Source organism: Pseudoalteromonas sp. B131b, assembly GCF_037162545.1.
Lineage (GTDB): Bacteria > Pseudomonadota > Gammaproteobacteria > Enterobacterales > Alteromonadaceae > Pseudoalteromonas > Pseudoalteromonas fuliginea.
On record NZ_JARLUZ010000001.1, the window covers coordinates 1,019,098 to 1,045,489 of the forward strand.

23 protein-coding genes, 2 tRNA genes, 2 rRNA genes and 1 pseudogene are annotated in these 26,392 nt (G+C 39.9%); 14 read left to right on the forward strand and 14 right to left on the reverse strand.

Annotated features, from left to right (window positions below):
- Nucleotides 1-85: 85 nt before the first annotated feature.
- The 10 genes from P4S65_RS04720 to P4S65_RS04765 all read left to right on the forward strand — a co-directional run bounded on the left by P4S65_RS04720 (nt 86) and on the right by P4S65_RS04765 (nt 9,969).
- A 23S ribosomal RNA gene (locus P4S65_RS04720) occupies nt 86-2,976 on the forward strand.
- 211 nt (nt 2,977-3,187) lie between these two features.
- Nucleotides 3,188-3,302 (forward strand): 5S ribosomal RNA (gene rrf / locus P4S65_RS04725).
- A 645-nt stretch (nt 3,303-3,947) separates the two neighbouring features.
- Entirely contained in the window at nt 3,948-4,880 is a 933-nt protein-coding gene (locus tag P4S65_RS04730) for a CHAD domain-containing protein (RefSeq protein ID WP_337119671.1), read from the forward strand.
- Nucleotides 4,881-4,905: 25 nt separating this feature from the next.
- On the forward strand, nt 4,906-5,805 hold the full coding sequence (locus tag P4S65_RS04735) for a DUF350 domain-containing protein (RefSeq protein WP_033032158.1): 900 nt from the start codon (nt 4,906-4,908) through the stop codon (nt 5,803-5,805).
- A 71-nt stretch (nt 5,806-5,876) separates the two neighbouring features.
- Nucleotides 5,877-7,529, forward strand: a complete 1,653-nt coding sequence (locus tag P4S65_RS04740) for a polyamine aminopropyltransferase (RefSeq protein WP_442961665.1) — start codon at nt 5,877-5,879, stop codon at nt 7,527-7,529.
- Nucleotides 7,530-7,607: 78 nt separating this feature from the next.
- On the forward strand, nt 7,608-8,021 hold the full coding sequence (locus tag P4S65_RS04745; protein ID WP_004335098.1) for a YjfI family protein: 414 nt from the start codon (nt 7,608-7,610) through the stop codon (nt 8,019-8,021).
- A 24-nt stretch (nt 8,022-8,045) separates the two neighbouring features.
- Entirely contained in the window at nt 8,046-8,738 is a 693-nt protein-coding gene (locus tag P4S65_RS04750) for a PspA/IM30 family protein (RefSeq protein WP_007377917.1), read from the forward strand.
- A 74-nt stretch (nt 8,739-8,812) separates the two neighbouring features.
- Nucleotides 8,813-9,451, forward strand: coding sequence for a DUF4178 domain-containing protein (locus P4S65_RS04755; RefSeq protein WP_096792186.1), 639 nt, complete (start codon nt 8,813-8,815; stop codon nt 9,449-9,451).
- Nucleotides 9,448-9,768 (forward strand): hypothetical protein, encoded by a 321-nt coding sequence (locus P4S65_RS04760; protein ID WP_007377915.1) that lies wholly within the window; start codon nt 9,448-9,450, stop codon nt 9,766-9,768. Before P4S65_RS04755 ends, P4S65_RS04760 begins: the two co-directional genes overlap by 4 nt.
- Before the next feature lie 15 nt (nt 9,769-9,783).
- Nucleotides 9,784-9,969: a hypothetical protein gene (locus P4S65_RS04765; protein WP_007377914.1), complete on the forward strand. Its 186-nt coding sequence runs from the start codon at nt 9,784-9,786 to the stop codon at nt 9,967-9,969.
- Between the two features lie 19 nt (nt 9,970-9,988).
- Here the strand turns inward: P4S65_RS04765 and P4S65_RS04770 are convergent, their stop codons facing one another.
- The 5 genes and pseudogenes from P4S65_RS04770 to P4S65_RS04790 form a co-directional block, all read right to left on the reverse strand.
- Nucleotides 9,989-10,393, reverse strand: coding sequence for a hypothetical protein (locus tag P4S65_RS04770; protein WP_337119672.1), 405 nt, complete (start codon nt 10,391-10,393; stop codon nt 9,989-9,991).
- A 10-nt stretch (nt 10,394-10,403) separates the two neighbouring features.
- The gene (locus tag P4S65_RS04775) at nt 10,404-10,925 is read right to left on the reverse strand and encodes a hypothetical protein (protein WP_096792188.1); all 522 of its coding nucleotides are present in this window, start codon (nt 10,923-10,925) and stop codon (nt 10,404-10,406) included.
- A gap of 84 nt (nt 10,926-11,009) precedes the next feature.
- Nucleotides 11,010-12,384: pseudogene (locus P4S65_RS04780) on the reverse strand (class II fumarate hydratase).
- A gap of 11 nt (nt 12,385-12,395) precedes the next feature.
- A complete protein-coding gene (locus P4S65_RS04785) occupies nt 12,396-12,761 on the reverse strand; it encodes a hypothetical protein (protein WP_337119673.1) in 366 nt (121 codons plus the stop codon).
- 101 nt (nt 12,762-12,862) lie between these two features.
- Nucleotides 12,863-13,048: a hypothetical protein gene (locus P4S65_RS04790; RefSeq protein ID WP_007377909.1), complete on the reverse strand. Its 186-nt coding sequence runs from the start codon at nt 13,046-13,048 to the stop codon at nt 12,863-12,865.
- Nucleotides 13,049-13,248: 200 nt separating this feature from the next.
- On the opposite strand from P4S65_RS04790, the gene P4S65_RS04795 reads away from it, so the two are divergent.
- Complete coding sequence (locus tag P4S65_RS04795; RefSeq protein WP_337119674.1) at nt 13,249-13,839, forward strand: DUF938 domain-containing protein; 591 nt, start codon at nt 13,249-13,251, stop codon at nt 13,837-13,839.
- On the opposite strand, the gene P4S65_RS04800 is transcribed toward P4S65_RS04795, so the two are convergent.
- The 4 genes from P4S65_RS04800 to P4S65_RS04815 form a co-directional block, all read right to left on the reverse strand.
- On the reverse strand, nt 13,816-14,955 hold the full coding sequence (locus tag P4S65_RS04800) for a GNAT family N-acetyltransferase (protein ID WP_033032145.1): 1,140 nt from the start codon (nt 14,953-14,955) through the stop codon (nt 13,816-13,818). The two genes, P4S65_RS04795 and P4S65_RS04800, sit on opposite strands and share 24 nt — an antisense overlap.
- 6 nt (nt 14,956-14,961) lie before the next feature.
- Nucleotides 14,962-16,338, reverse strand: coding sequence for an alpha/beta hydrolase (locus tag P4S65_RS04805; RefSeq protein ID WP_337119675.1), 1,377 nt, complete (start codon nt 16,336-16,338; stop codon nt 14,962-14,964).
- On the reverse strand, nt 16,328-19,048 hold the full coding sequence (locus P4S65_RS04810) for an ATP-binding protein (RefSeq protein WP_337119676.1): 2,721 nt from the start codon (nt 19,046-19,048) through the stop codon (nt 16,328-16,330). The genes P4S65_RS04805 and P4S65_RS04810 overlap by 11 nt, the downstream gene beginning before the upstream one ends.
- A 73-nt stretch (nt 19,049-19,121) precedes the next feature.
- Nucleotides 19,122-19,577 (reverse strand): Lrp/AsnC family transcriptional regulator, encoded by a 456-nt coding sequence (locus tag P4S65_RS04815; RefSeq protein ID WP_008137945.1) that lies wholly within the window; start codon nt 19,575-19,577, stop codon nt 19,122-19,124.
- Between the two features lie 135 nt (nt 19,578-19,712).
- Between P4S65_RS04815 and P4S65_RS04820 the strand changes: the two genes are divergently transcribed.
- Nucleotides 19,713-20,882 (forward strand): PrnB family protein, encoded by a 1,170-nt coding sequence (locus P4S65_RS04820; protein WP_337119677.1) that lies wholly within the window; start codon nt 19,713-19,715, stop codon nt 20,880-20,882.
- A gap of 1 nt (nt 20,883) precedes the next feature.
- On the forward strand, nt 20,884-22,008 hold the full coding sequence (locus tag P4S65_RS04825; protein ID WP_337119678.1) for an aminotransferase class V-fold PLP-dependent enzyme: 1,125 nt from the start codon (nt 20,884-20,886) through the stop codon (nt 22,006-22,008).
- On the opposite strand, the gene P4S65_RS04830 is transcribed toward P4S65_RS04825, so the two are convergent.
- The 5 genes from P4S65_RS04830 to P4S65_RS04850 form a co-directional block, all read right to left on the reverse strand.
- Entirely contained in the window at nt 21,992-22,480 is a 489-nt protein-coding gene (locus P4S65_RS04830; protein WP_033032141.1) for a DUF4124 domain-containing protein, read from the reverse strand. The two genes, P4S65_RS04825 and P4S65_RS04830, sit on opposite strands and share 17 nt — an antisense overlap.
- A gap of 123 nt (nt 22,481-22,603) precedes the next feature.
- A tRNA-Ser gene (locus P4S65_RS04835) sits at nt 22,604-22,696 on the reverse strand.
- Nucleotides 22,697-22,747: 51 nt separating this feature from the next.
- Nucleotides 22,748-22,838 (reverse strand) — tRNA-Ser (locus tag P4S65_RS04840).
- 218 nt (nt 22,839-23,056) lie between these two features.
- The gene (locus P4S65_RS04845; protein WP_007377900.1) at nt 23,057-23,197 is read right to left on the reverse strand and encodes a hypothetical protein; all 141 of its coding nucleotides are present in this window, start codon (nt 23,195-23,197) and stop codon (nt 23,057-23,059) included.
- Nucleotides 23,198-23,725: 528 nt separating this feature from the next.
- On the reverse strand, nt 23,726-24,655 hold the full coding sequence (locus P4S65_RS04850) for a DMT family transporter (protein ID WP_337119679.1): 930 nt from the start codon (nt 24,653-24,655) through the stop codon (nt 23,726-23,728).
- A 102-nt stretch (nt 24,656-24,757) separates the two neighbouring features.
- Between P4S65_RS04850 and P4S65_RS04855 the strand changes: the two genes are divergently transcribed.
- Nucleotides 24,758-26,200 (forward strand): aminotransferase-like domain-containing protein, encoded by a 1,443-nt coding sequence (locus P4S65_RS04855; protein WP_337119680.1) that lies wholly within the window; start codon nt 24,758-24,760, stop codon nt 26,198-26,200.
- Nucleotides 26,201-26,392 lie beyond the last annotated feature (192 nt).

Consider the following 26,392-nt stretch of genomic DNA (forward strand, 5'->3'; position numbering starts at 1 on the left):
AATTGATTGGTATCTACTTTAGTATTCAATATTGACTTCTGGCGAAGTTAAACTGTCACAAAACAAAGACCCGTTTGGGTTGTATGGTTAAGTGACTAAGCGTACACGGTGGATGCCTTGGCAGTTGGAGGCGATGAAGGACGTATTAACTTGCGATAAGCTTAGTCAAGCTAGTAAAAAGCGCTTGAGACTAAGATTTCCGAATGGGGAAACCCACCTGCTTGCAGGTATCGTTAACTGAATACATAGGTTAACGAGGCGAACGCGGAGAACTGAAACATCTAAGTACCCGTAGGAAAAGAAATCAACCGAGATTCCGAAAGTAGCGGCGAGCGAAATCGGAACAGCCCTTAAGCTTATTATGTGTTAATGGAAGGCTGCTGGAAAGCGCCACGATACAGGGTGATAGTCCCGTACATGAAAAGACATTTTAAGTGAAATCGAGTAGGTCGGAGCACGTGAAACTTTGACTGAATATAGGTGGACCATCATCTAAGGCTAAATACTCCCAACTGACCGATAGTGAACCAGTACCGTGAGGGAAAGGCGAAAAGAACCCCTGTGAGGGGAGTGAAATAGAACCTGAAACCGTGTACGTACAAGCAGTAGGAGCCCACTTGTTGGGTGACTGCGTACCTTTTGTATAATGGGTCAGCGACTTATATTTTGTAGCGAGGTTAACCGAATAGGGTAGCCGTAGGGAAACCGAGTCTTAACTGGGCGATTAGTTGCAAGGTATAGACCCGAAACCCGGTGATCTAGCCATGGGCAGGTTGAAGGTTGAGTAACATCAACTGGAGGACCGAACCCACTAACGTTGAAAAGTTAGGGGATGACCTGTGGCTAGGAGTGAAAGGCTAATCAAACCGGGAGATAGCTGGTTCTCCCCGAAATCTATTTAGGTAGAGCCTCGGACGAATACTTACGGGGGTAGAGCACTGTTAAGGCTAGGGGGTCATCCCGACTTACCAACCCTTTGCAAACTCCGAATACCGTAAAGTAATATCCGGGAGACACACGGCGGGTGCTAACGTCCGTCGTGAAGAGGGAAACAACCCAGACCGCCAGCTAAGGTCCCAAAGTCATAGTTAAGTGGGAAACGATGTGGAAAGGCCCAGACAGCCAGGAGGTTGGCTTAGAAGCAGCCATCCTTTAAAGAAAGCGTAATAGCTCACTGGTCGAGTCGGTCTGCGCGGAAGATGTAACGGGGCTAAACTATGCACCGAAGCTGCGGATTCAGAATTTATTCTGAGTGGTAGGGGAGCGTTCTGTAAGCCGTTGAAGGTGTACCGGGAGGTATGCTGGAGGTATCAGAAGTGCGAATGCTGACATGAGTAACGATAATGGGAGTGAAAAACTCCCACGCCGGAAGACCAAGGGTTCCTATCCCATGTTAATCAGGGTAGGGTAAGTCGACCCCTAAGGCGAGGCCGAAAGGCGTAGTCGATGGGAAACAGATTAATATTTCTGTACTCGATATAATTGCGATGGGGGGACGGAGCAGGCTAAGCAAGCATAGCGTTGGTAGTCTATGTGAAAGTGAGTAGGGCGTTTGTTTAGGTAAATCCGGACGAACACTAAACCTGAGACACGAGACGAGTCACTACGGTGATGAAGTTGCTGATGCCATACTTCCAGGAAAAGCCTCTAAGCTTCAGATTATATGGAATCGTACCCCAAACCGACACAGGTGGTCAGGTAGAGAATACTAAGGCGCTTGAGAGAACTCGGGTGAAGGAACTAGGCAAAATCGTACCGTAACTTCGGGAGAAGGTACGCTCCTATCTGTGATGAGACTTGCTCTCTAAGCGGACGGGAGCCGCAGTGACCAGGTGGCTGGGACTGTTTATTAAAAACACAGCACTGTGCAAAATCGCAAGATGACGTATACGGTGTGACACCTGCCCGGTGCCGGAAGGTTAATTGATGGGGTTATCCTTAGGGAGAAGCTCTTGATCGAAGCCCCGGTAAACGGCGGCCGTAACTATAACGGTCCTAAGGTAGCGAAATTCCTTGTCGGGTAAGTTCCGACCTGCACGAATGGTGTAACCATGGCCACGCTGTCTCCACCCGAGACTCAGTGAAATTGAAATCGCAGTGAAGATGCTGTGTACCCGCGGCTAGACGGAAAGACCCCGTGAACCTTTACTACAGCTTGGCACTGAACATTGAACCTACATGTGTAGGATAGGTGGGAGACTTTGAAGCAGCGACGCTAGTTGTTGTGGAGTCAACCTTGAAATACCACCCTTGTAGTTTTGATGTTCTAACGTTGGCCCCTGAATCGGGGTTACGGACAGTGCCTGGTGGGTAGTTTGACTGGGGCGGTCTCCTCCTAAAGAGTAACGGAGGAGCACGAAGGTTGGCTAAGTACGGTCGGACATCGTACGGTTAGTGTAATGGTAGAAGCCAGCTTAACTGCGAGACAGACACGTCGAGCAGGTACGAAAGTAGGTCATAGTGATCCGGTGGTTCTGAATGGAAGGGCCATCGCTCAACGGATAAAAGGTACTCCGGGGATAACAGGCTGATACCGCCCAAGAGTTCATATCGACGGCGGTGTTTGGCACCTCGATGTCGGCTCATCACATCCTGGGGCTGAAGTCGGTCCCAAGGGTATGGCTGTTCGCCATTTAAAGTGGTACGCGAGCTGGGTTTAGAACGTCGTGAGACAGTTCGGTCCCTATCTGCCGTGGGCGTTTGAGAATTGAGAGGGGTTGCTCCTAGTACGAGAGGACCGGAGTGAACGAACCGCTGGTGTTCGGGTTGTCATGCCAATGGCATTGCCCGGTAGCTACGTTCGGAACTGATAAGCGCTGAAAGCATCTAAGCGCGAAGCAGGCCTCGAGATGAGTTCTCACTAGACTTTTAAAGTCTCTGAAGGGCCGTTGAAGACTACAACGTTGATAGGCAAGATGTGGAAGTGGTGTGAGCCATTAAGCTAACTTGTACTAATTACCCGTGAGGCTTAACCATACAACGCCAAACGCGTTTTATGTGATAGTGAAGCAAGCGAAGAAGTTAATATGACTAAAGTAGACATTACTTAGAAAGACTTAAAAAATATTATCAGATATTTTCCAAATTCAAGAGGTGACTCTTAGCGCGTAGCGTTAAATTTTAGGCACCTTGCGCAAAGAAAATGGTAGCACTACGTGCTTGTCATTAATTCTTTGCACCATATTTGCTTGGTGACAATAGCGTTTTGGACCCACCTGATCCCATGCCGAACTCAGTAGTGAAACGAAACAGCGCCGATGATAGTGTAGCATTTGCTATGTGAAAGTAGGACATTACCAGGCTTCAAATTGTAGAGAGCCCGAATCTAACGATTCGGGCTTTTTTACGTCTGCAGAAAAGTAAAATGTGCGCAATTAACACACACTCATATCCCGACACAAAGATAGTGTAGCATTTGCTATGTGGTTCTCCACCGCTGTGGGCACTACGACATTACTAGGCTTCAAATTAAAGAAACCCGTTACAGCAATGTGACGGGTTTTTTACTTTTTTAAATTTAATAAATAGCCAAGAGCCCAAACCGAACTCAGTAGTGAAACAAAACAGCTCGAAGGCGAGCCCCGGCCAACGATAGTGTAGCATTTGCTATGTGAAAGTAGGACATTACCAGGCTTCAAATTGTAGAAAGACCGAATCTGACGATTCGGGCTTTTTTACGTCTGCAGAAAAGTGAAATGCGTGCAATTAACATACACTCACTCAGCGCCGAACACGTAAGTTGAGCGAGGATATTAAAAGCACTCCACGTACCTCTATAAAGCTTTTACTTCGATTCGAACCTCACGATATAGCTCAATATTTTTACTAAATTACACTTTGATTTCATAACCATTCGTTTCTTCTCATTTTGTTGCAATTTCATTGTTGGTTTAATAAGTGACCTGTGTAAAACTACCTGAGTTAATTTAGTAAATCAGGTGACATGAATGTCGAATATTAAAGCTTGGAAACTTATGAGCCTGTTTTGTTTGTTCGCAGTGCTTATGGGTTGTCAATCCAAAGAAGAGCAGCTGCAACAAACAATTCAAGAGTCTATTAAAAAGGTAGATACGGAGCTGTCTCAGCTTGGTACTGCCCTCGATAACGGAAGTGTACGCAATGCTGTGTTACTTAAAGAGTATGGCGAGCTTCTTAAAAAACAACAGCCAGAGCTTACAAAAGTTGTTGATGTAATTACCCTTGATGCAACCCGCCAAGGTGCACTTTATAGTGGCTTAACGCAGCGACTTAAAGATATTAAAGGAACTTACTTAATTCCTCCTTACGAAGATACGTTACATAGCATTGATTTGTTGCGTGATGCATCTAAACCTACGCTATTTTCTGATGCGTTAACCGATCCTATTAATATGCTCGCTGATATGTCGAAAGGCACCTTAGCGCGTGTAGGCGCAATTAGTAAGCAAGCTGAAGGTGAGGGTGTTGGTAACCAAATGGTAGGTAACCCTAACTATGGTAACTGGCAATCAAATAGCAATGGTATTAGCTTTTGGCAATGGTACGGAATGTACCGTATTTTAGGTGATGTATTTGACCGTGTTGAATATGGAAGCTGGAGTAAGCGCCGAAAGTATAGCTATTACAATGACTATGGCCGTTCGCGTTATTCAAGCCCTAAACAAATTAAAACCCAAAGCGCACTAGAAACACGCACGCGCCAAACATACCAACGCCAAGGTAAGCAGTTTACAAGCCCTTATGCGAGTAAAAAAACAGGTGCATCCGGTTTAAGCCGTAGTAGTTATACGCCACCAAAAAGCCGCAGTAGTTATTCTCGTTCTAGCAGTTATAGCAATAGCTCAGGAACGGTGCGTGATAGCGGTAGCAGAACCTCTCGTGGCGTGAGCCGTGGTAAGTAAAAGAATAAGTTGGAGTTAGAATAATATGTATGAATTTAATGGAATAACTATGTGGTCGCTACAAGCGTTGGCGATTGATTTTGCAATTATTGTTTTATTATTTGTAAGCCTTAAATATATAAAAGGCTGGGTTTCAAACTTACACGCAAATGATGAAATAACAGAGCGTGATAACTTTGCTTTTGGTATTAGCTTTGCCGCTGGTTTAGTGGCACTGGCGATTGTATTAACAGGTGTAAGTAGTGGTGCTTTTGCTGCAACACTGCAACAAGAAGCACTGCAAATGTTAGCTTACGGCGCATTAGCTATTGTACTTATTAAGTTGGGCCACTTTTTCCAAGATAAAGTAGCGCTTCGTAAAGTAAGCCTGCACAACGAAATAGTTAAAGGTAACGTTACAGCTTCAATAATTGATTTTGGTCATGTTGTTAGCGTTGCAATAGTTATTCGCTCAGCACTTTTATGGGTGGCTACTGATGGCTGGCATGGTCTTCCAATTGTAATTGCCGCCTTTATTATAGGTAGTGTTGTATTACTACTTGTTAGCCAATACCGAGTGCAGTTATTTAAGCGTACAAACAAAAGTGGCGACTGCCTACAACAAGCAATTGTTGATGGTAACTTAGCTGTGGGTATTCGTTATGCTGGATTTTTAATAGGTAGTGCATTAGCTATTACAGCTGCAACGGGTGTTGCGCCATACGCTGCTGATAATATTAATGCGAGTTTACTATACTGGGCTATTAGCGCTGTTGTGAGCCTTGTCGCATTTATTATTTTGCACTTAGTGACAATTAAAATAATTTTATCTGGTTGCGATATTTCCGATGAAGTTAATCGTCAAAAAAATGTAGGTGTAGCTACTATTTCTGCAGCAGTATCATTTGCTGTAGGTATCACTATGGCAACCTTACTAGGCGCATAATCAGTGTCATCAACCAACACTCCCCAAGTAAGTCTCGCTTACTTGGGCACGATATATTACTAATTACTGTTATGGCCGTGCTTGCTGGATGCGGCCTTATTTATGAATACTTACTGTCTCATTATGCGGGCCGTGTACTTGGCTCAGTAGAAAGCGCTATTTACGCCATGATTGGTACTATGATTGTAGCAATGGGCTTAGGCGCTTTTTTAGCGCGCTGGTTTAAAGATGCATTTACCGCTTTTGCTTGGCTAGAAAGCATTATTGCTTTGGTTGGCATGGGCTGCATTTTAGCGATAGCGGGTGTAATAGCTGTAAGTTATTCTCTTCCTCATTTATTTTCGAGCATTTTTAATTTACCCCCTGATGTTGTACTTAATGGTTACGTATTTCAAAAGCTACAAGAGTGGTCACGTTTTCTACCTTATGTTTTTGGTTTAATACTGGGCTTATTTATTGGTATGGAAATACCGCTTATAGCGCGTATTCGTCAGCACGTTTATGGCCGTTTTTTAGAAAACAACGCAGGGACTATTTATGGTGCCGATTATATTGGTGCTGGTATTGGTGCCGCCATTTGGGTAAGCATCATGCTCTCAATGCCTATAATGCAAGCTGCGGCGTGGACGGCGTTATTTAATATCATCGCAGGACTCGCGTTTTTATGGCGTTACCATACCCATGTGCGCTTTGCTAAGGCACTTTTAGTTTGCCATATAGTACTATTGGCATTGTTTGGCTTTATTTTAGTATTTGGCAGTAGCTGGATGAACAATCTAAGTAATGTTTTATACAAAGATAAAGTAATTTATTCGCAAGCAACCAAATACCAGCACGTAGTTTTAACCGAAAGATTAAGCAAAAACCAACCTCAGCCAATCACCGATTTATATTTAAATGGGCGTTTACAGTTCTCAAGTATTGATGAGCAAATATATCATTCAATGCTGGTTTACCCTGCAATGCTTGCCTCTAACAGACACGACCGTGTATTAATAATTGGTGGTGGTGACGGGCTTGCACTTAGAGATGTTTTAAAGTGGCCTGTAAGTGAAGTAACGCTAATAGATTTAGATGCGCAGCTTCTCAATTTATTTGGTCATAAAGACGGTGACTTTACGCCGCCAGAGCACATCAATAAGCGATTACTACAGCTAAACAATAAATCGATGCAAGACTCGCGAGCCAACATAATTGTGGGTGATGCATTTTTAGAAGTAGAAAAGCTGCTTGATCAATCTAAGCAGTTCGACACCATCTTAATTGACTTACCGGACCCAAATCACCCTGATCTAAATAAAATGTACAGTGACTACTTTTATAATCATGTACGTCAGTTATTAGCACCCGATGGCGCAATGGCGGTTCAATCAACTTCACCTTACCACGCTAAAAAAGCGTTTTTAAGCATTGCTAAAACAGTTAAAGCGGCTGGGTTTGAGTATGTTGAGCAGTATCAGCAAAACATACCTTCGTTTGGGCAGTGGGGCTGGACTATAGCTACTAAAATGGGGCAGTCGGCCAGTGGCCGTATTAATGATGCGACGGCTATGCCTGTGCCATCAAGGTGGATTAGTAAAGAATATTTATTGGCAAGCTTTGTATTTCCCAATCAATACTTTGAACAAGTTAAAAGTGTTGAGGTCAATAGGTTAGGCTCTGGTCAATTATATGATTACTACCGAACTGCATGGCAAATAGAAAGCGAATTGTATAAAAATTAAAAAACATGGTTGACATAATATGTCGGCCGTGAGAATCTTAACTCAGACATAATATGTCAAACGACAAAAGGCAGAGACATGGAATTAAATGAACTTTCAATAAAATTAGCTTCTTTTGAAACTGAAGGTGCTAACTTTGAGTCTTTCTTGATTGCCAACCCAGGCGAGCAAGATGTTTTACAAGTCATTGTTGATGGAAATGATGAACTTCCAATTTTTGTTACACAAACGCAAGAGCAGTTATTATGTATTAGCTACTTGTTTGACGAAGATGAAGTTAAGAGTGAATTACGCAACGAGTTGAACGAAACATTACTACGTTTAAACGTGCCAATTCCACTGAGTGCATTTGCTAAAATCGATAACAAATACGCGATTTTTGGTGCACTGTCGGTAAATTCATCATTAGATGACGTTACCCACGAACTAGTGACATTAGCCGATAACGCTATCGATGCACTAGAAGCCGTGACCTTGTATTTAAACGATTAATAGCTAGTTAGTGGAGTTAAGATTATGAGTATTTTAAAAAAATTATTTACAGCAGTACGTGGCGGCGCTCGTGAAGCAGGCGAAGCTATTGTAGACAAAAATGGTATCCGTATTTTTGAGCAAGAAATTGCAGACGCGCAAAATGCACTTCACCGTGCTAAAAAAAGCCTTACTGAAGTAATGGCTAAAGAAATGCAAACTAAGCGTAAAATTAGCGCTGTAGATGCATCAATCGCTGAACATGAAGCGTATGCAGGCCAAGCTCTTGAAAAGGGCAACGAAGCGTTAGCATTAGAAATTGCAGAAAAAATTGGTGACTTTGAAGCTGAAAAAGCTGAAAACGAGCAAGTATTATCTGGCTTTAGCAATCACATTGTTACGCTTAAGCAGCAAGTTAAAGATGCTGAAAAATCGATTAAAGAGAATCAGCGCCAGCTTACAATGGTTAAAACCACTGAAAGCGTACAGCAAGCAACAATGGCTGTTAACAGCACGCTTAATACAAACAGCTCGTCTATGACATCGGCTCGTCAATCACTTGAACGCATTAAACAGCGCCAACAAGATCGTAGCGACCAGCTAGGTGCTGCAAAACAACTTGAGTCAGACGTAAATGGCGATGACTTAAAAGCAAAAATGGCTGAAGCAGGCATTGGCGACACAAGTCCAAAAAGCGCTGATATTTTAGCTCGCATCAAAGCGAAGCAAAATAGCTAACCATTACGTTTATACTTTAAAAAGGTAACCGAGTTTTGCTCAGTTACCTTTTTTGCTTAGAGGGCAGCCTTCCTATGTTTAATTTTTTCAAATCTAAAAAAGAGCCAGAGCGTCAGCTTAATCATCCGAGCGAGCTTAAAAAAGGCGACATGTTTAGCGTTATCGACTCCTTTGCTTATCCGGCATGGCTAAAAGGTGAAACGCTACGTGTTACTGGTATTCAGACTTACCAATATCAGCATAGTAGCGATACTGAATTTGTACTTGAGACAAACAGCGGCCAAGTTGTATTTTTACAAATTGAGCAAGATGACGGCGAGGAGTGGGCTAACTTTTCTATTAAAATTCAGCGAAACGAAGTTGAGGAGATATTTAGCCTTGATGAGTTTGCGCGTATTTTTGATGAAGAGTCGTTAACCCACATTACAGTGCAAAATACACCAGAGCGCTTTATGCAGTTTTTAGCTAAAAGCTATCAACAAAGCGAGTCGCCTTATGTGTGTTATTTCCATAATAAAGATTACCGCAACCAAACTTTGCCTCGTTATGAGCAAGAAGGTGGTGAGCCATGTGAAATGATTTGCTTAGCGTCAGATAATGAAGGTTTTGGTTTAAATATCGAAATTTGGGATGGCGGCGAAACCGAAGTATCGCTAACGCTCATGCGTCCAATGTCAGACATTGTAGACTTGTTTCCCGGAGATGCTAAGTGAGTGATGCTAAAGACAAGTGGTTACGTCAGGAACAAGCTGTACGTGCCACACAAATGGCATTTGATCTAAGCAGTGAAGTTCAAAAGCTGATAAAAAAGCAAGCTATTGATCAAGAGCTAACGCCGTCAGATATGATCCGTAAAATACTTGGCTTAGATGTAAAATCTAAAAAAACGCGTCAACGTTTATCGTTTAATTTAAATGATGATGAAATTGCGCAACTAGCCAGTCGCTTTGATGTCTCAAGTGATGATAAGCGAGCCGTAAAACAACAAGTAGCTGACTTACTAATTGCTCACACTAAAAAAACTAAGTAGTTACACTAGATTATTATGAATATTATTTTAATTGCTTACTTAATTATTTTTGCGTTGTTTGGTACAGCGGCGAGTTATTTTGTACGTTTTATTTATGCGTATTGGGTGCTTAAAACAATGCCCATGAAGTACATTATAAAAGCAGGTATTTGCGTGATACTGGTGGTAGTAATTTCAGCGTTAATTCCGTATTTAAGTTAACGCTGAAATTAAGTTTGATTTACTTTATATCAAACGACTGACATTGCTGATTAATACACAGCGATTGTACTTCAAGTACAGGGGAGCAATCGGTTAAGCCTTGTGCTGCATTTTTTATTTTTTCTTGCTTTGTTATGAGTTGCGCAATATTTTCAGCTTTTTCTTGCGGGGTGTTAAGTGTTGAGTAAACAACATATTTACTCGGTCCACCGCATGCGCGGGCGCCAACTTCAAGCACTTTGCACTGAAAGCTAGCGGTGCAGCTATTATCACTCACCATGTCATTCAGCTCATTGTTTAAGTCAGACAAGTTTTTACTTTGTTCATTGCTTGACGTTATTGTGCTAGCACAACCACTTAGTAATAAAATGCTGCTAGCAACGCTTAAAATTGATAGTTTAATTGCCGATGATAAACAACTCATAACGTTATCCTTAAAATGCACTTACCGCTGAGCCTTCAAGTTTAACACATTTATTTTCAACACACTGCGTGCTTGGCGTTGTTAAATGCTGACAAATACTCATCATCCCTTTTTGTGCATTATAGTTACTTTCAAGCTTTGTAACTTTATCACTTAAGGCTGTTACTTGCTCTTCAGACACTGATTTTGTTGAATACACAATAAAACTACTCGGTCCACCACATGCGCGGCTACCCACTGCATTTACCCTACATTGCGTGCTTGTATCACATTGCGTGTCTGCAATAAGTGTATTTAACTCGGTTTTAGCTGCTCTGATATCTTCTATTGAAACTTCTTTTAAATCGGCTTTCGGGATTTTTTCAGCAACTGATTTGTTTTGTGTTTTAGTATTCTCTTGTAATTTTTGAAGTACTGGCTTTGATGTTTCAGTTTCAGAGGTGACTGTTACTTGCTCTGTTTCAGCTGGTGTTTTATCTAAGCATGCAGTTAAACAAAGAGGTAAAAGTATGGCTAACAATGGGGTACGCATAATAAACCTTGATAGTGATGAAATATTCATCACTATCATACACTGTGCATTTTTTACGGCAATAAAAACTATATAATCAAGTAATTAAAGTCCGCCCTGCGTTAGTTTGGTGGGATTAAGTAGCTTTTCGAGTTCACTGCGTGGTAAATCGGTTTCTTGTTCGGCTACATCAATAATAGGGCGAGCTTCTTTATAAGCCTGCTTTGCTATTTTTGCTGCTTTTTCATAACCGATCACCGGATTAAGCGCAGTTACCAAAATTGGGTTTTTAGCGAGCGCTTTATCTATATTAGGCTGATTTACCTTAAAGCTGGCAATGGCTTTATCGCCCAATGCTTGCGCGCTATTGGCAAGTAATTCTATACTTTGTAAAATATTATAAGCAATGACTGGCAGCATAACGTTCAGCTCAAAATTACCCGCTTGGCCTGCCACTGTAATGGTGGCATCGTTACCTATTACTTGTGCACTTACCATTGCAGCGGCTTCTGGTATTACTGGGTTTACCTTGCCAGGCATAATAGACGAGCCTGGTTGCAATGCTTCAAGCTCTATTTCACCAAGGCCCGCTAGTGGTCCTGAGTTCATCCAGCGTAAGTCGTTTGCTATTTTCATTTGTGCTACAGCGAGTACTTTTAATTGCCCCGAAAGCGCAACTATGGCGTCTTGTGAACCTATGTTATAAAAAGTTACTGCTAGGCGTAAATCTAATGCCTACATTGGCACTTAGGTTTTCTGTAAATTTTGCTGCAAATTTAGGGTCTGCATTTATTCCTGTTCCAACCGCTGTACCACCTTGTGCAAGTTCGCATACACGCTCTAAGCTATGTCTAATTCCTGCTGCAGCATGATTAACTTGTGACTGCCATGCACTTAGTGTTTGATTAAATGTAACAGGCATTGCATCCATTAAATGCGTACGGCCCGTTTTAACTATATGGCCTACCTCAGCTTTTTTATTTTCTAGGCTTTGCGATAAGTTTTCAAGCGAAGGAAGTAATTCATACACTACATTTATTGCACTACTGAGTGCGATAGCGGTAGGAACTACATCGTTAGAGCTTTGTCCCATGTTTACATCATCATTAGGGTGAATGCTTTCATTGCCTAATCGGCTAGCAAGTGTTGCAATAACTTCGTTGGCATTCATATTTGAGCTTGTGCCCGAACCTGTTTGAAAAATATCAACGGGGAAATGCTCAACATGTTCGCCATCAATAATACTTTGACAAGCTTGCTCAATAGCATTTGCTTTGTCTTTACTTAGATGGCCAAGCTCGCAGTTACTTTGTGCAGCGGCTTGCTTTATATAAGCCAGTGCAGTGATAAATTGCTTTGGCATAGAAAGGCCACTAATCGCAAAGTTATTAACTGCTCGTTGTGTTTGCGCCTGATAGAGCGCATCAGTAGGTACTTGTAGCTCGCCCATGCTGTCTGATTCTGTTCTAAAGTTGCTCATAAGTGTGCTCCTTAAAAAGGGTTGAATTCGTGGCTAAGAATACGAGCTTCACGCTCCAGTATTAAAAATTGTGCAGTATTGTTATGCACTTTATAAAACCGTTTCAATGCTAATAATGGTTTGTATAACTGCTCTAAACATTGCTTACGAATAGCATTATGGATAAGAGGGTCACACATTTTGTTCATAATTTCATGGTGTGTGCGCCTAAGATAAAACTCTTGAAGCAAAGGATTTCGCTGTTGTTCAAAGTTTTTGGCGACGTTTAGAGCGGTTTCTATGTAATCGGCAACGAGCATGGGTGCATGCAGGCCGGGTCTTAAGCAATGGCAAGAGAGTTCTTTATGGTAACGATGCTGTGCATGATTTGAAGACATAAAAAAACCGACTCAGGCTAACGATAATAGTTATCATTACATTTAATCGGTTTCAGTGTAAACAGTTATTATTAAAATTATTTGCGATATTAATTTGAGTTTTAATTGTAGCCAAGAATAAATATCTGATCTGTTTCATGTTTTGTTATCGCCTTTTGATTATGTTTAGGATGCGAAAGTAAATCGATTACTGTAGCTCTCATATCAACGGCATAACTATGATCGTCGGTGGTTTTTTCAATTATAGCAACAGCTGCATCTACAGCTGTATAAGAGGGAGTATGCATAATATTTTCCTATTAATTAAATCATAAATTAACCCAAGTAAGGGTTAATATAACTAAAGCATAATACATACCACTGCCTTAAATTAGTTGTAGTGTTATGAATTTAATAGTCTTTATAAATACTCGATACAATTTTAGTTACCCAAAATTAGCAATTTGCGATATTGTTGTGCAATATGCTTCTCATTTGGTGCAAAGTAATGGCTAAACCTTTCTCACAAGCTTGCGAAAATAACAAAAAGCCTATTTTAAAAGTGCTTACTCAGGTACTTAATAAAACGAAAGTATTGCTTGAAATAGGCTCAGGAACCGGCCAGCATAGTGTGTTTTTTGCAGAACAATTACCACATTTACAATGGTATACAAGTGATCGCGCTATAAACCACGAAGGGATTAATTTATGGCACCACGAAGCTAATTTAACTAATTTACATGCACCACTTGAGCTTGATTTAAATAATGAGTGGCCAATAGATAAGGTTGACGCTATTTATACTGCAAACACATTTCATATTGTAAGTTGGCAATTAGTTGAACGTTTTTTTGACGGTGTTAAACGTCACTTAAATAGCGACGGTATGTTGTGTATTTATGGGCCATTCAAGTACCAAGATGAATTTACCAGCCCAAGTAATGATGACTTTAGTGCCTTTTTAACAGAGCGCGATCCGTTAAGTGGAATAAGAGATTTTGAAGCAGTTGAACAACTAGCTAAGCAAGCAGGGCTTACGCTTATTAGCGATACTGCCATGCCTGCAAATAATCAGTTACTCGTTTTTAAACGGCAGTAATGAGCTACATTGCTCTTTATATATATCAATATGGCCGCGTTCACGCTTTAAGTAGTCGCTTATTGCATTACTGAAATCGCCATCAACAATATGGTGAGCAGAGTAGGTAAGTACGGGTTCAAATCCGCGTGCTATTTTGTGCTCACCTTGTGCACCCGAATGAAAACAGTTGAGTTTATGTTTTATTGCAAACTCAATACCTTGGTAATAACACAACTCAAAGTGAAGCGAATCTACTTCCTCACTTGCTCCCCAGTAGCGCCCATACAGCGTATTTGCACCTACTAAACTGAGTGTTGCAGCAATCACGTTATCGTCTCTTTTGGCCAGCATAATAACGAGATTATTAGCCATTAAGGCATGTAAAAGCGTAAAAAACTCCATATTTAAATAGCCCAAATGACCAGAACGCTTTAAGTAGGTACGCTGATAAAACTCACAAAACAATTGCATTATCTCGGGCGTAATTTGCGTTCCTTGCAGCCATTCAATATCAATATTTTGTTGCGCTATTTTAGCTCGCTCTTTTTTAAGTGACTTACGTTTTCGTGAGCTAAGTATTTGCAAAAAGTCGTCAAAGGTTTCAAAACCTTTATTAAACCACTGAAATTGCACACCCACTCTTAACATGGCATGTTGCTCAGTTAATGAAGTCGCTTGGGCTTGGTCGCAAAAATTAACATGCCAACCCGACCACTTTTGCTCAGCACTGTGTATGCTAAGTTGCTCTGTAATGTACTGATACACCGCATTTGGGTTAGCGTGATCGATAGCAATACGCTTGCCTTCAATAGGGCTAAAGGGAATTCCAGATAGCCACTTGGGATAATATTCTAAACCGTGTTTTTCGTATGCCTCAGCCCATGCCCAGTCAAATACGTACTCGCCATATGAATGACTTTTTAAATACCCGGGTGCAAGTGCAACGAGCGTATCATCTTCAAAAATAGCGAGGTGATGGGGCTGCCAACCGCTTTTTTGTGTTACGCATTGGCTTTGTTCAAGGGCATATAAAAAAGCATGTTGAGTAAATGGTTCATCACCAAATAAACGTTGCCACTGCGCCTGATCAATCTCATTAATACTGCTAAACCATTGGTGCGAAAACGTTCCCATGACTACTTACCTTGTAGTTGTTCTAAGCTGTTCTACATTTTTAATAAACGTACTAATTTGCATTTTAAGCTCGGTAAAATGAGGATTATAAGTTAAGCGTTGTAAAGCCGGATAGTGTTTTAAGTTGGCGCTTGTACGCTCTCCTAGTTGTGGATTTGTTGTTGTTTTACATGTTTTGTACAGGGGCTCGTCATTAATAAAGCTGCCACAATTACGATAGGTTGCGTTAATTCCATAATGTGGATTTTGCGGTGAGTTAACAACAGCAATATGCGACATACCATGAACTTTTTTACACTGAGGCGTTGTGCACTGCGGATTATTTACTGTGTAGTCTCTAGCAAAGTCTGGCGGTAAAATATCAGTGCTTCCATAAAGTACTAAAGTATCGAGCGGCTTATATTTTACTGAATTACCTTTGTGCAACGCACTTAATAATTTTAGCGTGGCACGCGTATCTATCGTGGTATCAATGTCGGAAAGTACACTAAAAATAGGCAATTTAAGTGCAGGGCGTTTGTTTAAACTACTTACGCTTGCAAGTGACATTGCATCGTATGAAGCGGCAGCTGCATTTAAAGGAAATGATTCATACTTAGCAAAGTCTACATCGGCGTCTTTATCTATCCAATTAACAAAGGGTATGGCATCAATCCACTTTGCTATCCAGCCGTACTTATTATGCGGCTCAGAGCCGGGCGAATAAAGCATAAGCGCTTTAATTTTAGGCGAAACAGTGTGTTTGGTTGCGTAATCAATAAGTAACGCTGCACCGGTAGAGTAACCTGCAAGTATCACCTCATCAAAGTCTTGCATCGATCGCTCAACTCCGTACTTTATTGCCTGTTGCCACTGGCTAACCTCTACATTGAGTAAAGCACTTGCGGCACTTCCATGCCCTGGTAATAATATAGTACGCACGGTATAGCCTTGCTGATAATACACTTGTGCTAAATCGTGATACGTAAAGGGTGAGTCAGTTAACCCGTGGATTAATAGTGCAACTTTATTACTGCTTGGATGCGTAAGCTCAAAAGGGGCAATAATATCTACAATAGTAGGGTCTGATTTTCGCGTACCTTGTGTCACTAATTGCTGATACGTTTGTGTAATAACGGGGCATGGCATATTTGCACGGGGATTGGCTTTATTTATATGTTTATACGCATAATCTAAGTAATGATTGAATGGTAAAAGGGCGTGGTAATTAAAACGCTGGTGATTGTGCTCATTTTCAAAGCGTAATAGGCCTTGTTGCTTACTTTTTGTTATAAATTTGAAGTCGCTCGCCTGCGATATACAATTTTGAGCGACAACAATATGCGAAAAAACACTTAAAATAAAACCAAAAAATATGTTTGAAATTAAACCACTATTGTTCATTAACTTCTGCATATTGGACAAGACACTCGGTTAGCTTACTGAGTTCAAGCGGTTTTGCAAGATGCTGGTTAAATCCAACAGCTTGTGCATGTGCTTTATCCTCTGGCATAACGTCGGCGGTTAAAGCAATGATAGGGAGCTCTTCGTCTGTTTTAAATTGCCTGATCAGTGCCGTGGCTCTATAACCATCCATTATGGGCATTTGGCAATCCATAAGCACTAAGTCAAAATGTTGTTCTTTTACAATGTTGACCGCCAGCTCACCATTTTCAACAATGTGCGGCACAATACCTAGCGACCCAAGCATTGCTTTAATGACCATTTGATTTACAGGATTATCCTCTGCAACAAGAATACTTAAAGATGCAGCATTGGTATTTGCAGTCGTTATGGTTGGGAGTTCTTCTGGCTCTGTTGTTTCTAGCTGTATCTCAAATGTGAAAGTAGATCCCTGCTCTAATTCACTTTGCAACGTTATTTGGGCGTTCATTAATTGGCTCAGCTCTCTAGCGATGGTTAAACCAAGGCCAGTCCCTCCAAACTGCCGTGAAGTAGAGCTATCGGCCTGAGTAAACGCATTAAACAGTTTGTTATGTTGGTTTGATTTAATGCCTATACCAGTATCAACAACGTTAATTGTTATTTTTACTTCATTGGTAGATACAAACTCGGTATCGATATTTAGTGTAACGCTGCCTTTTTTTGTAAATTTAATAGCATTACTGCATAAGTTAAGCAGTATTTGCTCTATCCGCATAGAATCGCCAATAAACCATGTGTCGGCTGGTAATTTACAGTTAATTTTCCAATCAAGGCCTTTATTTATAGCGCTTTGTTCAAACATGGTATTAATACGCTGTACAAGTGCATTTAAATCAAATGGGATATATTCAAGAACTAAGCGTTGTGATTCTATTTTTGATATATCGAGAATATCGTTTATTAGATTTAACAAGCTTTTTGAAGATGAGTTTATTTTATCCAAATAGCCAATGAGTGTATTTGCGTTATCTTCTTTACGCGCCAGAGACGAAAAGCCAATTACAGCATTTAACGGCGTACGTATTTCATGACTCATATTCGCTAAAAACTGACTTTTAGCTTGGTTAGCTAAATCAGATTGCTTTTTAGCTTGTACTAGAGAGTAAGTGCGCTCAGCTACTTGGCGAGTCAGCGCAATTTGCTGCTGATTAAATAGTAGTAATACCATCAAAATTAATGAGCATACGGCCACTTGGAGTATAAGTAATAATAAAGTGAGTTGGCTATTGTGCTGTGATAAAAACTTTTCTTTTAGTGATAGTTTTACAACCCATTGTTGCCCACCAAAGTCGACATTGAATGACATTGGGCGACTGCCTTGTGCTTGGTCGAGGTTCTTTGAGTAATTAGTATAAAATGGAGGCTCGTTTATATCTTCATAAATACCAATCGAGAACATGTCTGATTGTTGCTCAGAAATAGCTTGTTCAATCATACTGCGCACTAAAAACACACCAGTGGCATAGCCTTTAATTTTTTCTCCACTCATACTTTGAGAGTACACAGGCGCAAATAATAAATAAGCTGGGCTTGGCTCTTTGGTTTGCACCAGTTGGATTATTTTAGTGCTAATAGGTAAATATTTAATGGCAGGGTTGAGTAATGATGCTTTTCTATCTGAATTTGAAAAGACATTAAATCCAATCGCTTTTTGATTACCGTTAAAAGGTGCAATATATTTAACAATAACGAGAGGGTCATTATCCTCAAGTGGTTTACCTACGATATCAATATCTAAATGATAAATATTTGAGATTTCTTCAGTAAAAGCATTGCGCTGATTTTGGTCTATTTTTACATTCCACGATAAAGCTTTAATAAATGAATGTTGTTTGAGTAGTTGGCTTGCATAAGAATAAAAGTCTTGCTGATTTAATTTCGATGATGATTGGACTTGGCTCGCTAAACTTTGCACGGCAATAATACTGCGATTTGTGTACCTATATAAGCTATTTTCTATAACGTGAACTTCACGCTCAGCAATTTTAATCGTATTGATACGATTTTCTCGGTCATACAATTGAGTTGTAACGGCAACCGAGACAAATAAAACTGAACATACTGCAAGAGTCGGTAATACAGATATATTATATTGATTCGACTTTTGTGGTAGCAGAGACAGTAACAATGGAGTGGCAATTAAAACGCCTAAAGTATCGCCAAGCCACCAGTAAGTAACATTTCTCCAGTGATTATCAATACTGTAAACAGGGTTGAATTCACTCAGTGCAAATACACCACAATTAGCCGAAATTAAGCTCACTAAAATGGCTACTACAACAATAAAATAAATGATATTTTTGCGTTTTTTAAAGCGTAACGGATGGCCCAACCAAAATTTTAAAAGCGCCGCACCTACCATTGCCTGTATTACAACACCAAAAGAGATGTACATCGCCTCATTAAATGAGTTGCCAATGAGTACCATTTCATGGACTGAGTTATTAAAAACATTAAGATTAAAAGCTATAGAAGCTATAAATAATGGCAGAATAAATCGCCACCACCATATATAACATCCCACTAAAGCAATACCGGCGGGTAACCAAATAGGAATTATTTGTGAGTTAAAAGCAAGTTTAGTGAGTGCAATGCCGACTAAGAAGTATGCAAAGGCAAAAATTATGTAAAAAATAAAAGAGTGATATTTTGAGTTAAAATTTTTCACATAAGGTCCAAGCGATTATTATTCTCATTTTTTAAATATCAGTATAGCTAACAGTAAGTTATTTGCGGAATTTTTATAATGGTAACTGCTTTTTGCTAAATGACTGCTTTAACACGACAGTTGATTCTATATTAGCAATGCAACTTAAACCACCTAATTGATGTTTTACAAATCTCTCATAGCTCTCAAGATCGTGTGCAATAATTTTTAATAGATAATCATAGCTTCCTGATATTACACAACACTCTAATACATGTGGTAATTTTTCTACATGGTGTTCAAATTGCTCAGCAGCACTTACCGAGTTTTGGCTTAGCCTCACAAACGCATACACCAGCACATTAAGGTTAAGTGCTTTAGGATTTATAGCTGCGTGGTAGCCGGTAATAATGTTTTCTTGTTCGAGCTTTTTTATACGCCTTAAGCAAGGTGTATCAGACAAATTAATGCTGCTAGCCAAGTCTGAAACTGACATGCGGGCTTGGCTTTGCAGTGCGATGAGTAATTGCTGATCTTTTCTATCTAACATAGTTATCGGCTTTCATTAATTATTTTTATATTTGTAGTGATTATTGCTAAATATTATGGTTTTTACTATTTTTTTGGCGTTTTACTCTCATTAAACTCTGTTAGCATTTAATTATAAAAATAATAGAGCACAACAATGAACACACATACCGCTATTTTCGATCAATGGATACGAACAGGATTTGTCACTTTAAATAGTGAACTTGAGCAGCTCTATTGGCAGCAAACCGATAAAGCAAATGTAGAAGGAATAGGTGAGGTCTTAAAGCAACAGTTAGAAAAAGAAGGCAACGCATTAATTAGCAATTTATTGGCCGAGGGAAACACAGATCAAGGCTTTGATAGTGCTTTTGACTTACTCGGTAACGTAGGATTATTTATGGCGGCGTGTAGGCGCCATGAAATTACTGAGCCAAGCAGAGAAACTACCTCTCCACTAATTGAAGCCTCAGCACTTGCTATGCATATAGGCGCATCCATTGGCGTAACCCCTCGTTTTGCTACCGCCCACTTAACTACTCATAACAAAGCACTTAACGGTATTTATAAACGGTTTACTAATTTACCTGATGAAAAGCTATTTATTGATTACAACACCCAAGGTATTTTGGCCTATAAACGTGCAAGTGATGCTTTATTAAAAATATTGCCGTTAGGTATTTCACACCCCTTGTGTGGTGAGTTATTAAAAGTAGCTAAACAAGCGCTTATAGATGTAACTGAGTCAAATAATGCACTTTATTCTGAGCTCGATACAGATCGCTTTTTTAACTGCGTTCGCCCTTATTATAAACCGTACCGTGTAGGTAAAGAGGTTTACAGAGGTGCAAATGCTGGTGACTTTGCAGGTATTAACGTGATTGATATGTTACTAGGGCTATGTAGCGCAAATGAGCCTAGTTACTCGCAAATGCTGGTGGATAAGTTTTTATATATGATGCCGGAGGATCAACAAATCCTACGAGAAGCCATGCGTATGCAAAGCTTTATGGATGACTTTTTACAAGCCAAGCCATTTAAAAATACAGATTGGTTTAAAAGCCATGCAACGTTATTTATTCAAGTGTGTAAATTACATGGCGACACCGCAGTCGGTCATCATAATCAATTGGTTGAAAAATTTATTGCTCAGCCTTCAAAAAATATGCAACAGCAGCATATGAGCAAGGTAACAGCAAGTGGTCCGCCGCTTCATGTATTACTTGATTCGCTCGAAAAATTAAGAGATAGGCGAGCCAGTGCCAAACGCGACGATATAAAAACACGTTTTGACGATCTAAATACACTTAAAGAATGGGTTAAATAGCATGCTTAAAAATGATTTTTGTATGGCTGATGGTTGTTATTTACTAAACCACTCGGTAGGGCGTCCTCTTAAAAATACACAGCAATATTTAGAACAGCACTACTTTTTACCGTGGGAGAGCTCAAATAAAGAACCTTGGCAACAATGGCTGCCCGCAGTTGAGCAATTTACTACCGCGCTTGGTAAGTTATTTAATGCGCCTAGTTCGCAGTTTTGTCCTCAAGTTAATTTATCAAGTGGCTTAACAAAGTTGCTTATGTCGCACCCTCGATTACAGCAAAAAAATTGTAAAGTGCTTATGGCGCAAAGTGATTTTCCGAGCATGGGTTTTGCAATGCAAAAAGCGTTGCCAGAGTGTGCGCAAATTATGTTTATACCAGAGCACGAAAATCTAACTGATATTAGTGTTTGGCAACGTTATATAACTTGTGATATCGACTTAGTTTTTATAAGCCATGTATATTCAAATACAGGTGTGCAGGCGCCGGTATACGATATTGTAGCTATAAGTAAATTAACTAATAGTCTGTCAATAGTTGATGTTGCTCAGTCAGCGGGTGTGATACCGCTTGATTTAAGCATACTCGATGCTGACTTTATAATTGGCTCGAGCGTTAAATGGTTATGTGGTGGCCCAGGTGCAGCTTATTTATGGGTTAACAAAAATCAAATAAAGTTCTGTGAGCCTAAAGATGTGGGGTGGTTTTCGCATCAAAATCCATTTGAGTTCGATATTAATAATTTTAAATATAACAGCAGTGCGCTTAAGTTTTGGGGTGGAACACCTTCTGTAGCGCCTTATATTATCGCTGCAAATAGCATTAATTACTTTGCAGAGCTAACTGCTCACAAGGTAAGGGATCATAATTTAGCTATGCTTACGCTTATTCATGAGCAACTAGCTGAATATGTTGCATCACCTATGGGTAGTGATAAATGTAGCGGGACTGTTATTTTATTTTTTAACAAGCAGCAAGACTATTTACTTACAGAGCTTAATAAAGCGAAAGTCAGCGTAGATGCTCGTAAATTTGGGATACGAGTATCGCCACATATTTATAATACCCGAGAAGACGTTGAGCAGTTTATTTCGATAGTAAAACGAGCACTTAAGGGTTTTGGCTAAGCTGCTGCTGTCTTTGTTTTAATGACTCTATTTTTTGCTGCATTTGATTAATTGATGCGTCGTAAGCTTGCTTTAACGAATTTGTTTTAGTTGCGATAGCATCAGCAATAGACGAAGCGCCTAAACGATTGGCTTTATCTTGAGTCATGTAATCTATCTGCTGTTTTTTAGCTGCGTATTCTTTTTGGTTTTGTGCAATAGATAGCTCAAGACGCTTTATTTCACGCTCTATTTGTTGAACCTCTAAGTAGTCATCCACAGAGGTGTCGCTAATACCTTTATCGGGCGTAGAGCTTTTATATGCTTCAATTACGTTTATATCTTTAAGAGTAATAACTTGTGCATCTTTAGCGCAAGGCGTTTGGCTAAAGGTAGTAACGCCCTTAATTACACACTTATACACTGTTGTACTTTGTGCCAAGGTAAAAAATGGAACTGCCGCGCAAACTGATAGCAATATGAATCGGATCATAGCTAAACCTAAAGTGGCTAAAGTTGTGTTAATAATGCCCGAAGTTATTACAAGGCACAATTTGTTTAGTTTTTATAAATTTTAGGCACAAAAAAACCACAATTAAGTGGTTTAAATTAAGTATGGTGGAGAGGGAGGGATTCGAACCCTCGATAGAGCTACAAACTCTATACTCCCTTAGCAGGGGAGCTCCTTCGGCCACTCGGACACCTCTCCAACGCATAACCGGTTGTATTGATGGAAGTAAAAAAGCCACCAATTAAAATATGGTGGAGAGATAGGGATTTGAACCCTAGATGGGCTATAAACCCATGCCGGTTTTCAAGACCGGTGCATTCGACCACTCTGCCATCTCTCCGTGACGCAGAATAATACTTAGGTGATACCGCTGTGTAAATAGCAAAATGACTGTTTGCCTAATATTTGTACGTAAATGAGGTTTTTTTTGTAAATAAATGGAAATTAAGGCAGTTTTTGAATAATAAATAGGTTGCAGCAAACTGTGGGATCTAAAGAAGAGGCTTCATTTAGTGGTTGAGTGTTTGCTGCACCGCAAAAATAATCATGGTTGGGTGATTATTTATATTGAGCTGCGCCGCTAAGTGCTAACCTTTTACCAATAGTGTTAAGTCTAGCTAACATTTTTGCTTTACGGTTAGTTGGTTTAACTGCAATGTGCGCAGATGCCGTTTGGTTTAATGTATTAATTGGATTCATTACCTTGCTCCGAGTTTGCCTGTTGAAATCGAGTGCATTTTGCACGTTAACTGATTAAAAATACAACGATAAAAATTGAGTGTGAAGCATTAGTTATTTTGATGTGAAAAGCTTTTAAATACGTTCGATTTTACTTTTTAAATAAGTGTTTTGAATAGTTATTTAAAAAACAAAATACCTACTGCTCTATATTTGCAAGGCTTGTGTGCTTGTTTAGGTTTTTATGCATTTTACTTTGTTTTTTTTGACTAATTATTCAGATTAAATTATTTTGATTAAAGTGTTTTTCTTCATGCTTTGCGGCTATGTTTTATATCAGTAAAGTTGCTGTTATTGATAATTACTAATGTGGGTAAATATATAATCAAAAAACAGCTTAAATTATTTGAAATTGTTCATTGATGATGGCGTTTATTATAACGAGTCAATGGCACTGCAATGATGAGTTTATTTTTTTCACTATATTGGTAATAAAAAAAGCGCCTACATACTGTAGGCGCTTTGCGTTAGTTGCGTTAAATAACGCGTCTAACTGGGGACGGAGCCACTTTTAGCTATTGCTCTATTTGCTAAAAAGGCATTAATTTGTTTTGTTGGGGTAAGCACAATGGCGTTACCTAATAGCACTAGGCTAAATCCTGCAAAGGTATTTGCATGCCATTCAAAGCCTTCAAAAAAGCTACTCAGTGTTACTGCCACTAATGGAAATAAAACAATAACGTAGCTGGCTTTTTCAGGGCCTATATTTCTTAGCAGCGCAAAGTAGCACCCAAAAGCGATTACGGTGCCAAATATTGATAGGTAAAGTAGTGATAACCAGTAACTTGGTGGAGCATTTAAACTAAATTGCACATCGTTCATTAATACATATAAAGCTAAGCCTATAGCGCTGTATAACATACCCCATGCATTGCCTTGCAATACACCAATTTGCTTACGAGAATTACGAACGCTTACCATGTTTCCTAATGAAGCCACAAAGGTGCCACCAAGGGCAAGTAGTAACCCGACCAACGCACCATTACTCAAGTCGAACTGCTGTAACTGTGGCCAAAACAGACACGTAATACCTAACACAGCGAGTACAGCACCTGTATAAATTCGTTTTGAGATTGGCTTACCAAAAAATAGTCGAGTGTTGACTATGTTCATAACCAGCAGCATTGAAAAGGCAATTGAGGTCATTGCGGAGGTTAAGTGATTTTGCGCCCAGTAAAGCATTAAATAGTTTAATCCAAAATTACAAATGGCTAATAAAACAAAAAAGCCATGATCTAGTAATTTAAATCGCATGTCGGGTTTTTTGTACGCTACATATAACCACATCAAAAGCGCTGCAATAGTAAAGCGATAAAATAACGATAACTCTACCGCAATATCGCCCAGTTGAAATTCGATGGCCAACCAAGTAGAACCCCAAATTAAAACGGTTGTAATGTATAGCGCTGCACTTTTCATGGTTACTCTCCAAAGCCCGATTGAATGGCTATTTTAAGACCTATCTGTATACTTACCATATACAGAAAAGTAAAAATGTAACCTATACAGATTTGGTGTGTGATGATAAGACAAAAAAATAGCCAAGGGCATGAGTTTCTATATCAACAAGTTATTCAGTTGATCAGAGATATGAGTGCCCAACAGGTTTTACTGCCTGGCGAAAAACTTCCATCACTGCGCAAAATGGCAGATAACTTAAAAATAAGTATCCCTACCGTAAAGCAAGCGTATCAAGTACTTGAAGATCAGGGGTTAGTAGAAGCACGTGAAAAATCGGGATATTTTTTAAAAGTCGTTAGCATGGCGCGCAATTTGCCTAAGCGCGTTAAATTAAGTCGCGAGCCTGTTGTGGTAAATAAACAAGCCTTAATAGAGCAGGTGTACAGTGCGATTCATCAAGCTAACGTAGTCCCTTTTGGTATTGCTAATCCAATTGCTGCTGCACCCACCGATAAAGCACTCGCCAGAAACATGCGCCGTGTAATGACAATTGCGGGCAGTAAAGCTATTAACTATGGGCCAACAGATGGGTTTGTACCGCTGAAAAAGCAATTGGTGCATCGCTATTTAGATTTTGGTATTGGCATTGATATGGACGAGCTTGTGATCACCAATGGTGCGCAAGAAGCCATGGCTATTGCGCTTAAATGTGTAACAAAGCCTGGCGATGTAGTTGCTATTGAGACGCCTTGTTATCACGGAATTATCGAGTTAATAGAAAGCCTAGGGCTTAAAGCGCTCGAAATACCACTGTGCCCAGATAATGGTATTTGGTTAAGTGATTTGGAACGCGCTTTAAATGAGCATGACATAAAAGCGTGTTTATTCTCGACAGCAATTAGCAACCCTGTGGGCAGCTTTATGCCTGATACAAATAGACAGCAGCTGGTGGAGCTACTTGAAAGTCATGACGTAGTGCTTATTGAAGATGACGTATACGGCGATTTATATTTTACGGCAAAACGAGGCACACCTGCTTTAGCGTACTCTAAAAAAGGATTAGTGATTAGTTGTTCATCTTTTTCTAAAACGGCAGCGCCGAGCTATCGTGTAGGTTGGTTAGTTGCGGGTAAATTTGCAACGCAAGCAAGGCGATATAAAAGAGCGCTAAGTTGCTCTGCTTCTTTAATAAACCAATGGACGTTATCTGAATTTATTGCCAGCGGCGAGTACGACCGAAATTTAAAAGTACTTAGGCAGCGCTTGCGCGATAATAAAGAGCGTATGCGATGGTGCTTACAACAAGCAATGCCAAAAAACACACGTATAAGCAATCCAAAAGGAGGCTGCGTAATGTGGCTAGATTTAGGAGGCGAGTACGATAGCCAAACATTGTTTTTACTTGCGCTTGAGGTAGGTATTAGTATTACCCCTGGGCTTGTTTTTTCGGCCTCTAATAAATATAAAAGCTGCGTCAGGTTAAGTTATGGTGTGCAATGGAGCGCGCAAACTGAGCAAGCAATAGTTACATTGGGTAAGCTTACTTTATTAGCTAAAAAGTAATACCAATCTGCTTATATATGGGGTCTATTTAACGTTAAGAAAATTACGCTAGAGCTAGGCAAAAGTTTTTGTATCTAGTTGTTCTAAATAAAAAATTTTTAACGAAGTTATAGTGCAATTTAATTCGTTAAATTGATCAAAGATTTATGCAGGTTGGTATAAGTTTGCGAAACACAAAAAAGCAGCATTTAA

Coding starts and splice junctions, on each gene's coding strand:
- P4S65_RS04730 (WP_337119671.1), top strand. CDS start 3,948: ATGTCGAATATTAAAGCTTGGAAACTTATGAGCCTGTTTTGTTTGTTC.
- P4S65_RS04735 (WP_033032158.1), top strand. CDS start 4,906: ATGTATGAATTTAATGGAATAACTATGTGGTCGCTACAAGCGTTGGCG.
- P4S65_RS04740 (WP_442961665.1), top strand. CDS start 5,877: ATGGCCGTGCTTGCTGGATGCGGCCTTATTTATGAATACTTACTGTCT.
- P4S65_RS04745 (WP_004335098.1), top strand. CDS start 7,608: ATGGAATTAAATGAACTTTCAATAAAATTAGCTTCTTTTGAAACTGAA.
- P4S65_RS04750 (WP_007377917.1), top strand. CDS start 8,046: ATGAGTATTTTAAAAAAATTATTTACAGCAGTACGTGGCGGCGCTCGT.
- P4S65_RS04755 (WP_096792186.1), top strand. CDS start 8,813: ATGTTTAATTTTTTCAAATCTAAAAAAGAGCCAGAGCGTCAGCTTAAT.
- P4S65_RS04765 (WP_007377914.1), top strand. CDS start 9,784: ATGAATATTATTTTAATTGCTTACTTAATTATTTTTGCGTTGTTTGGT.
- P4S65_RS04770 (WP_337119672.1), bottom strand. CDS start 10,393: ATGAGTTGTTTATCATCGGCAATTAAACTATCAATTTTAAGCGTTGCT.
- P4S65_RS04775 (WP_096792188.1), bottom strand. CDS start 10,925: ATGCGTACCCCATTGTTAGCCATACTTTTACCTCTTTGTTTAACTGCA.
- P4S65_RS04785 (WP_337119673.1), bottom strand. CDS start 12,761: ATGTCTTCAAATCATGCACAGCATCGTTACCATAAAGAACTCTCTTGC.
- P4S65_RS04790 (WP_007377909.1), bottom strand. CDS start 13,048: ATGCATACTCCCTCTTATACAGCTGTAGATGCAGCTGTTGCTATAATT.
- P4S65_RS04795 (WP_337119674.1), top strand. CDS start 13,249: ATGGCTAAACCTTTCTCACAAGCTTGCGAAAATAACAAAAAGCCTATT.
- P4S65_RS04800 (WP_033032145.1), bottom strand. CDS start 14,955: ATGGGAACGTTTTCGCACCAATGGTTTAGCAGTATTAATGAGATTGAT.
- P4S65_RS04805 (WP_337119675.1), bottom strand. CDS start 16,338: ATGAACAATAGTGGTTTAATTTCAAACATATTTTTTGGTTTTATTTTA.
- P4S65_RS04815 (WP_008137945.1), bottom strand. CDS start 19,577: ATGTTAGATAGAAAAGATCAGCAATTACTCATCGCACTGCAAAGCCAA.
- P4S65_RS04820 (WP_337119677.1), top strand. CDS start 19,713: ATGAACACACATACCGCTATTTTCGATCAATGGATACGAACAGGATTT.
- P4S65_RS04825 (WP_337119678.1), top strand. CDS start 20,884: ATGCTTAAAAATGATTTTTGTATGGCTGATGGTTGTTATTTACTAAAC.
- P4S65_RS04830 (WP_033032141.1), bottom strand. CDS start 22,480: ATGATCCGATTCATATTGCTATCAGTTTGCGCGGCAGTTCCATTTTTT.
- P4S65_RS04845 (WP_007377900.1), bottom strand. CDS start 23,197: ATGAATCCAATTAATACATTAAACCAAACGGCATCTGCGCACATTGCA.
- P4S65_RS04850 (WP_337119679.1), bottom strand. CDS start 24,655: ATGAAAAGTGCAGCGCTATACATTACAACCGTTTTAATTTGGGGTTCT.
- P4S65_RS04855 (WP_337119680.1), top strand. CDS start 24,758: ATGATAAGACAAAAAAATAGCCAAGGGCATGAGTTTCTATATCAACAA.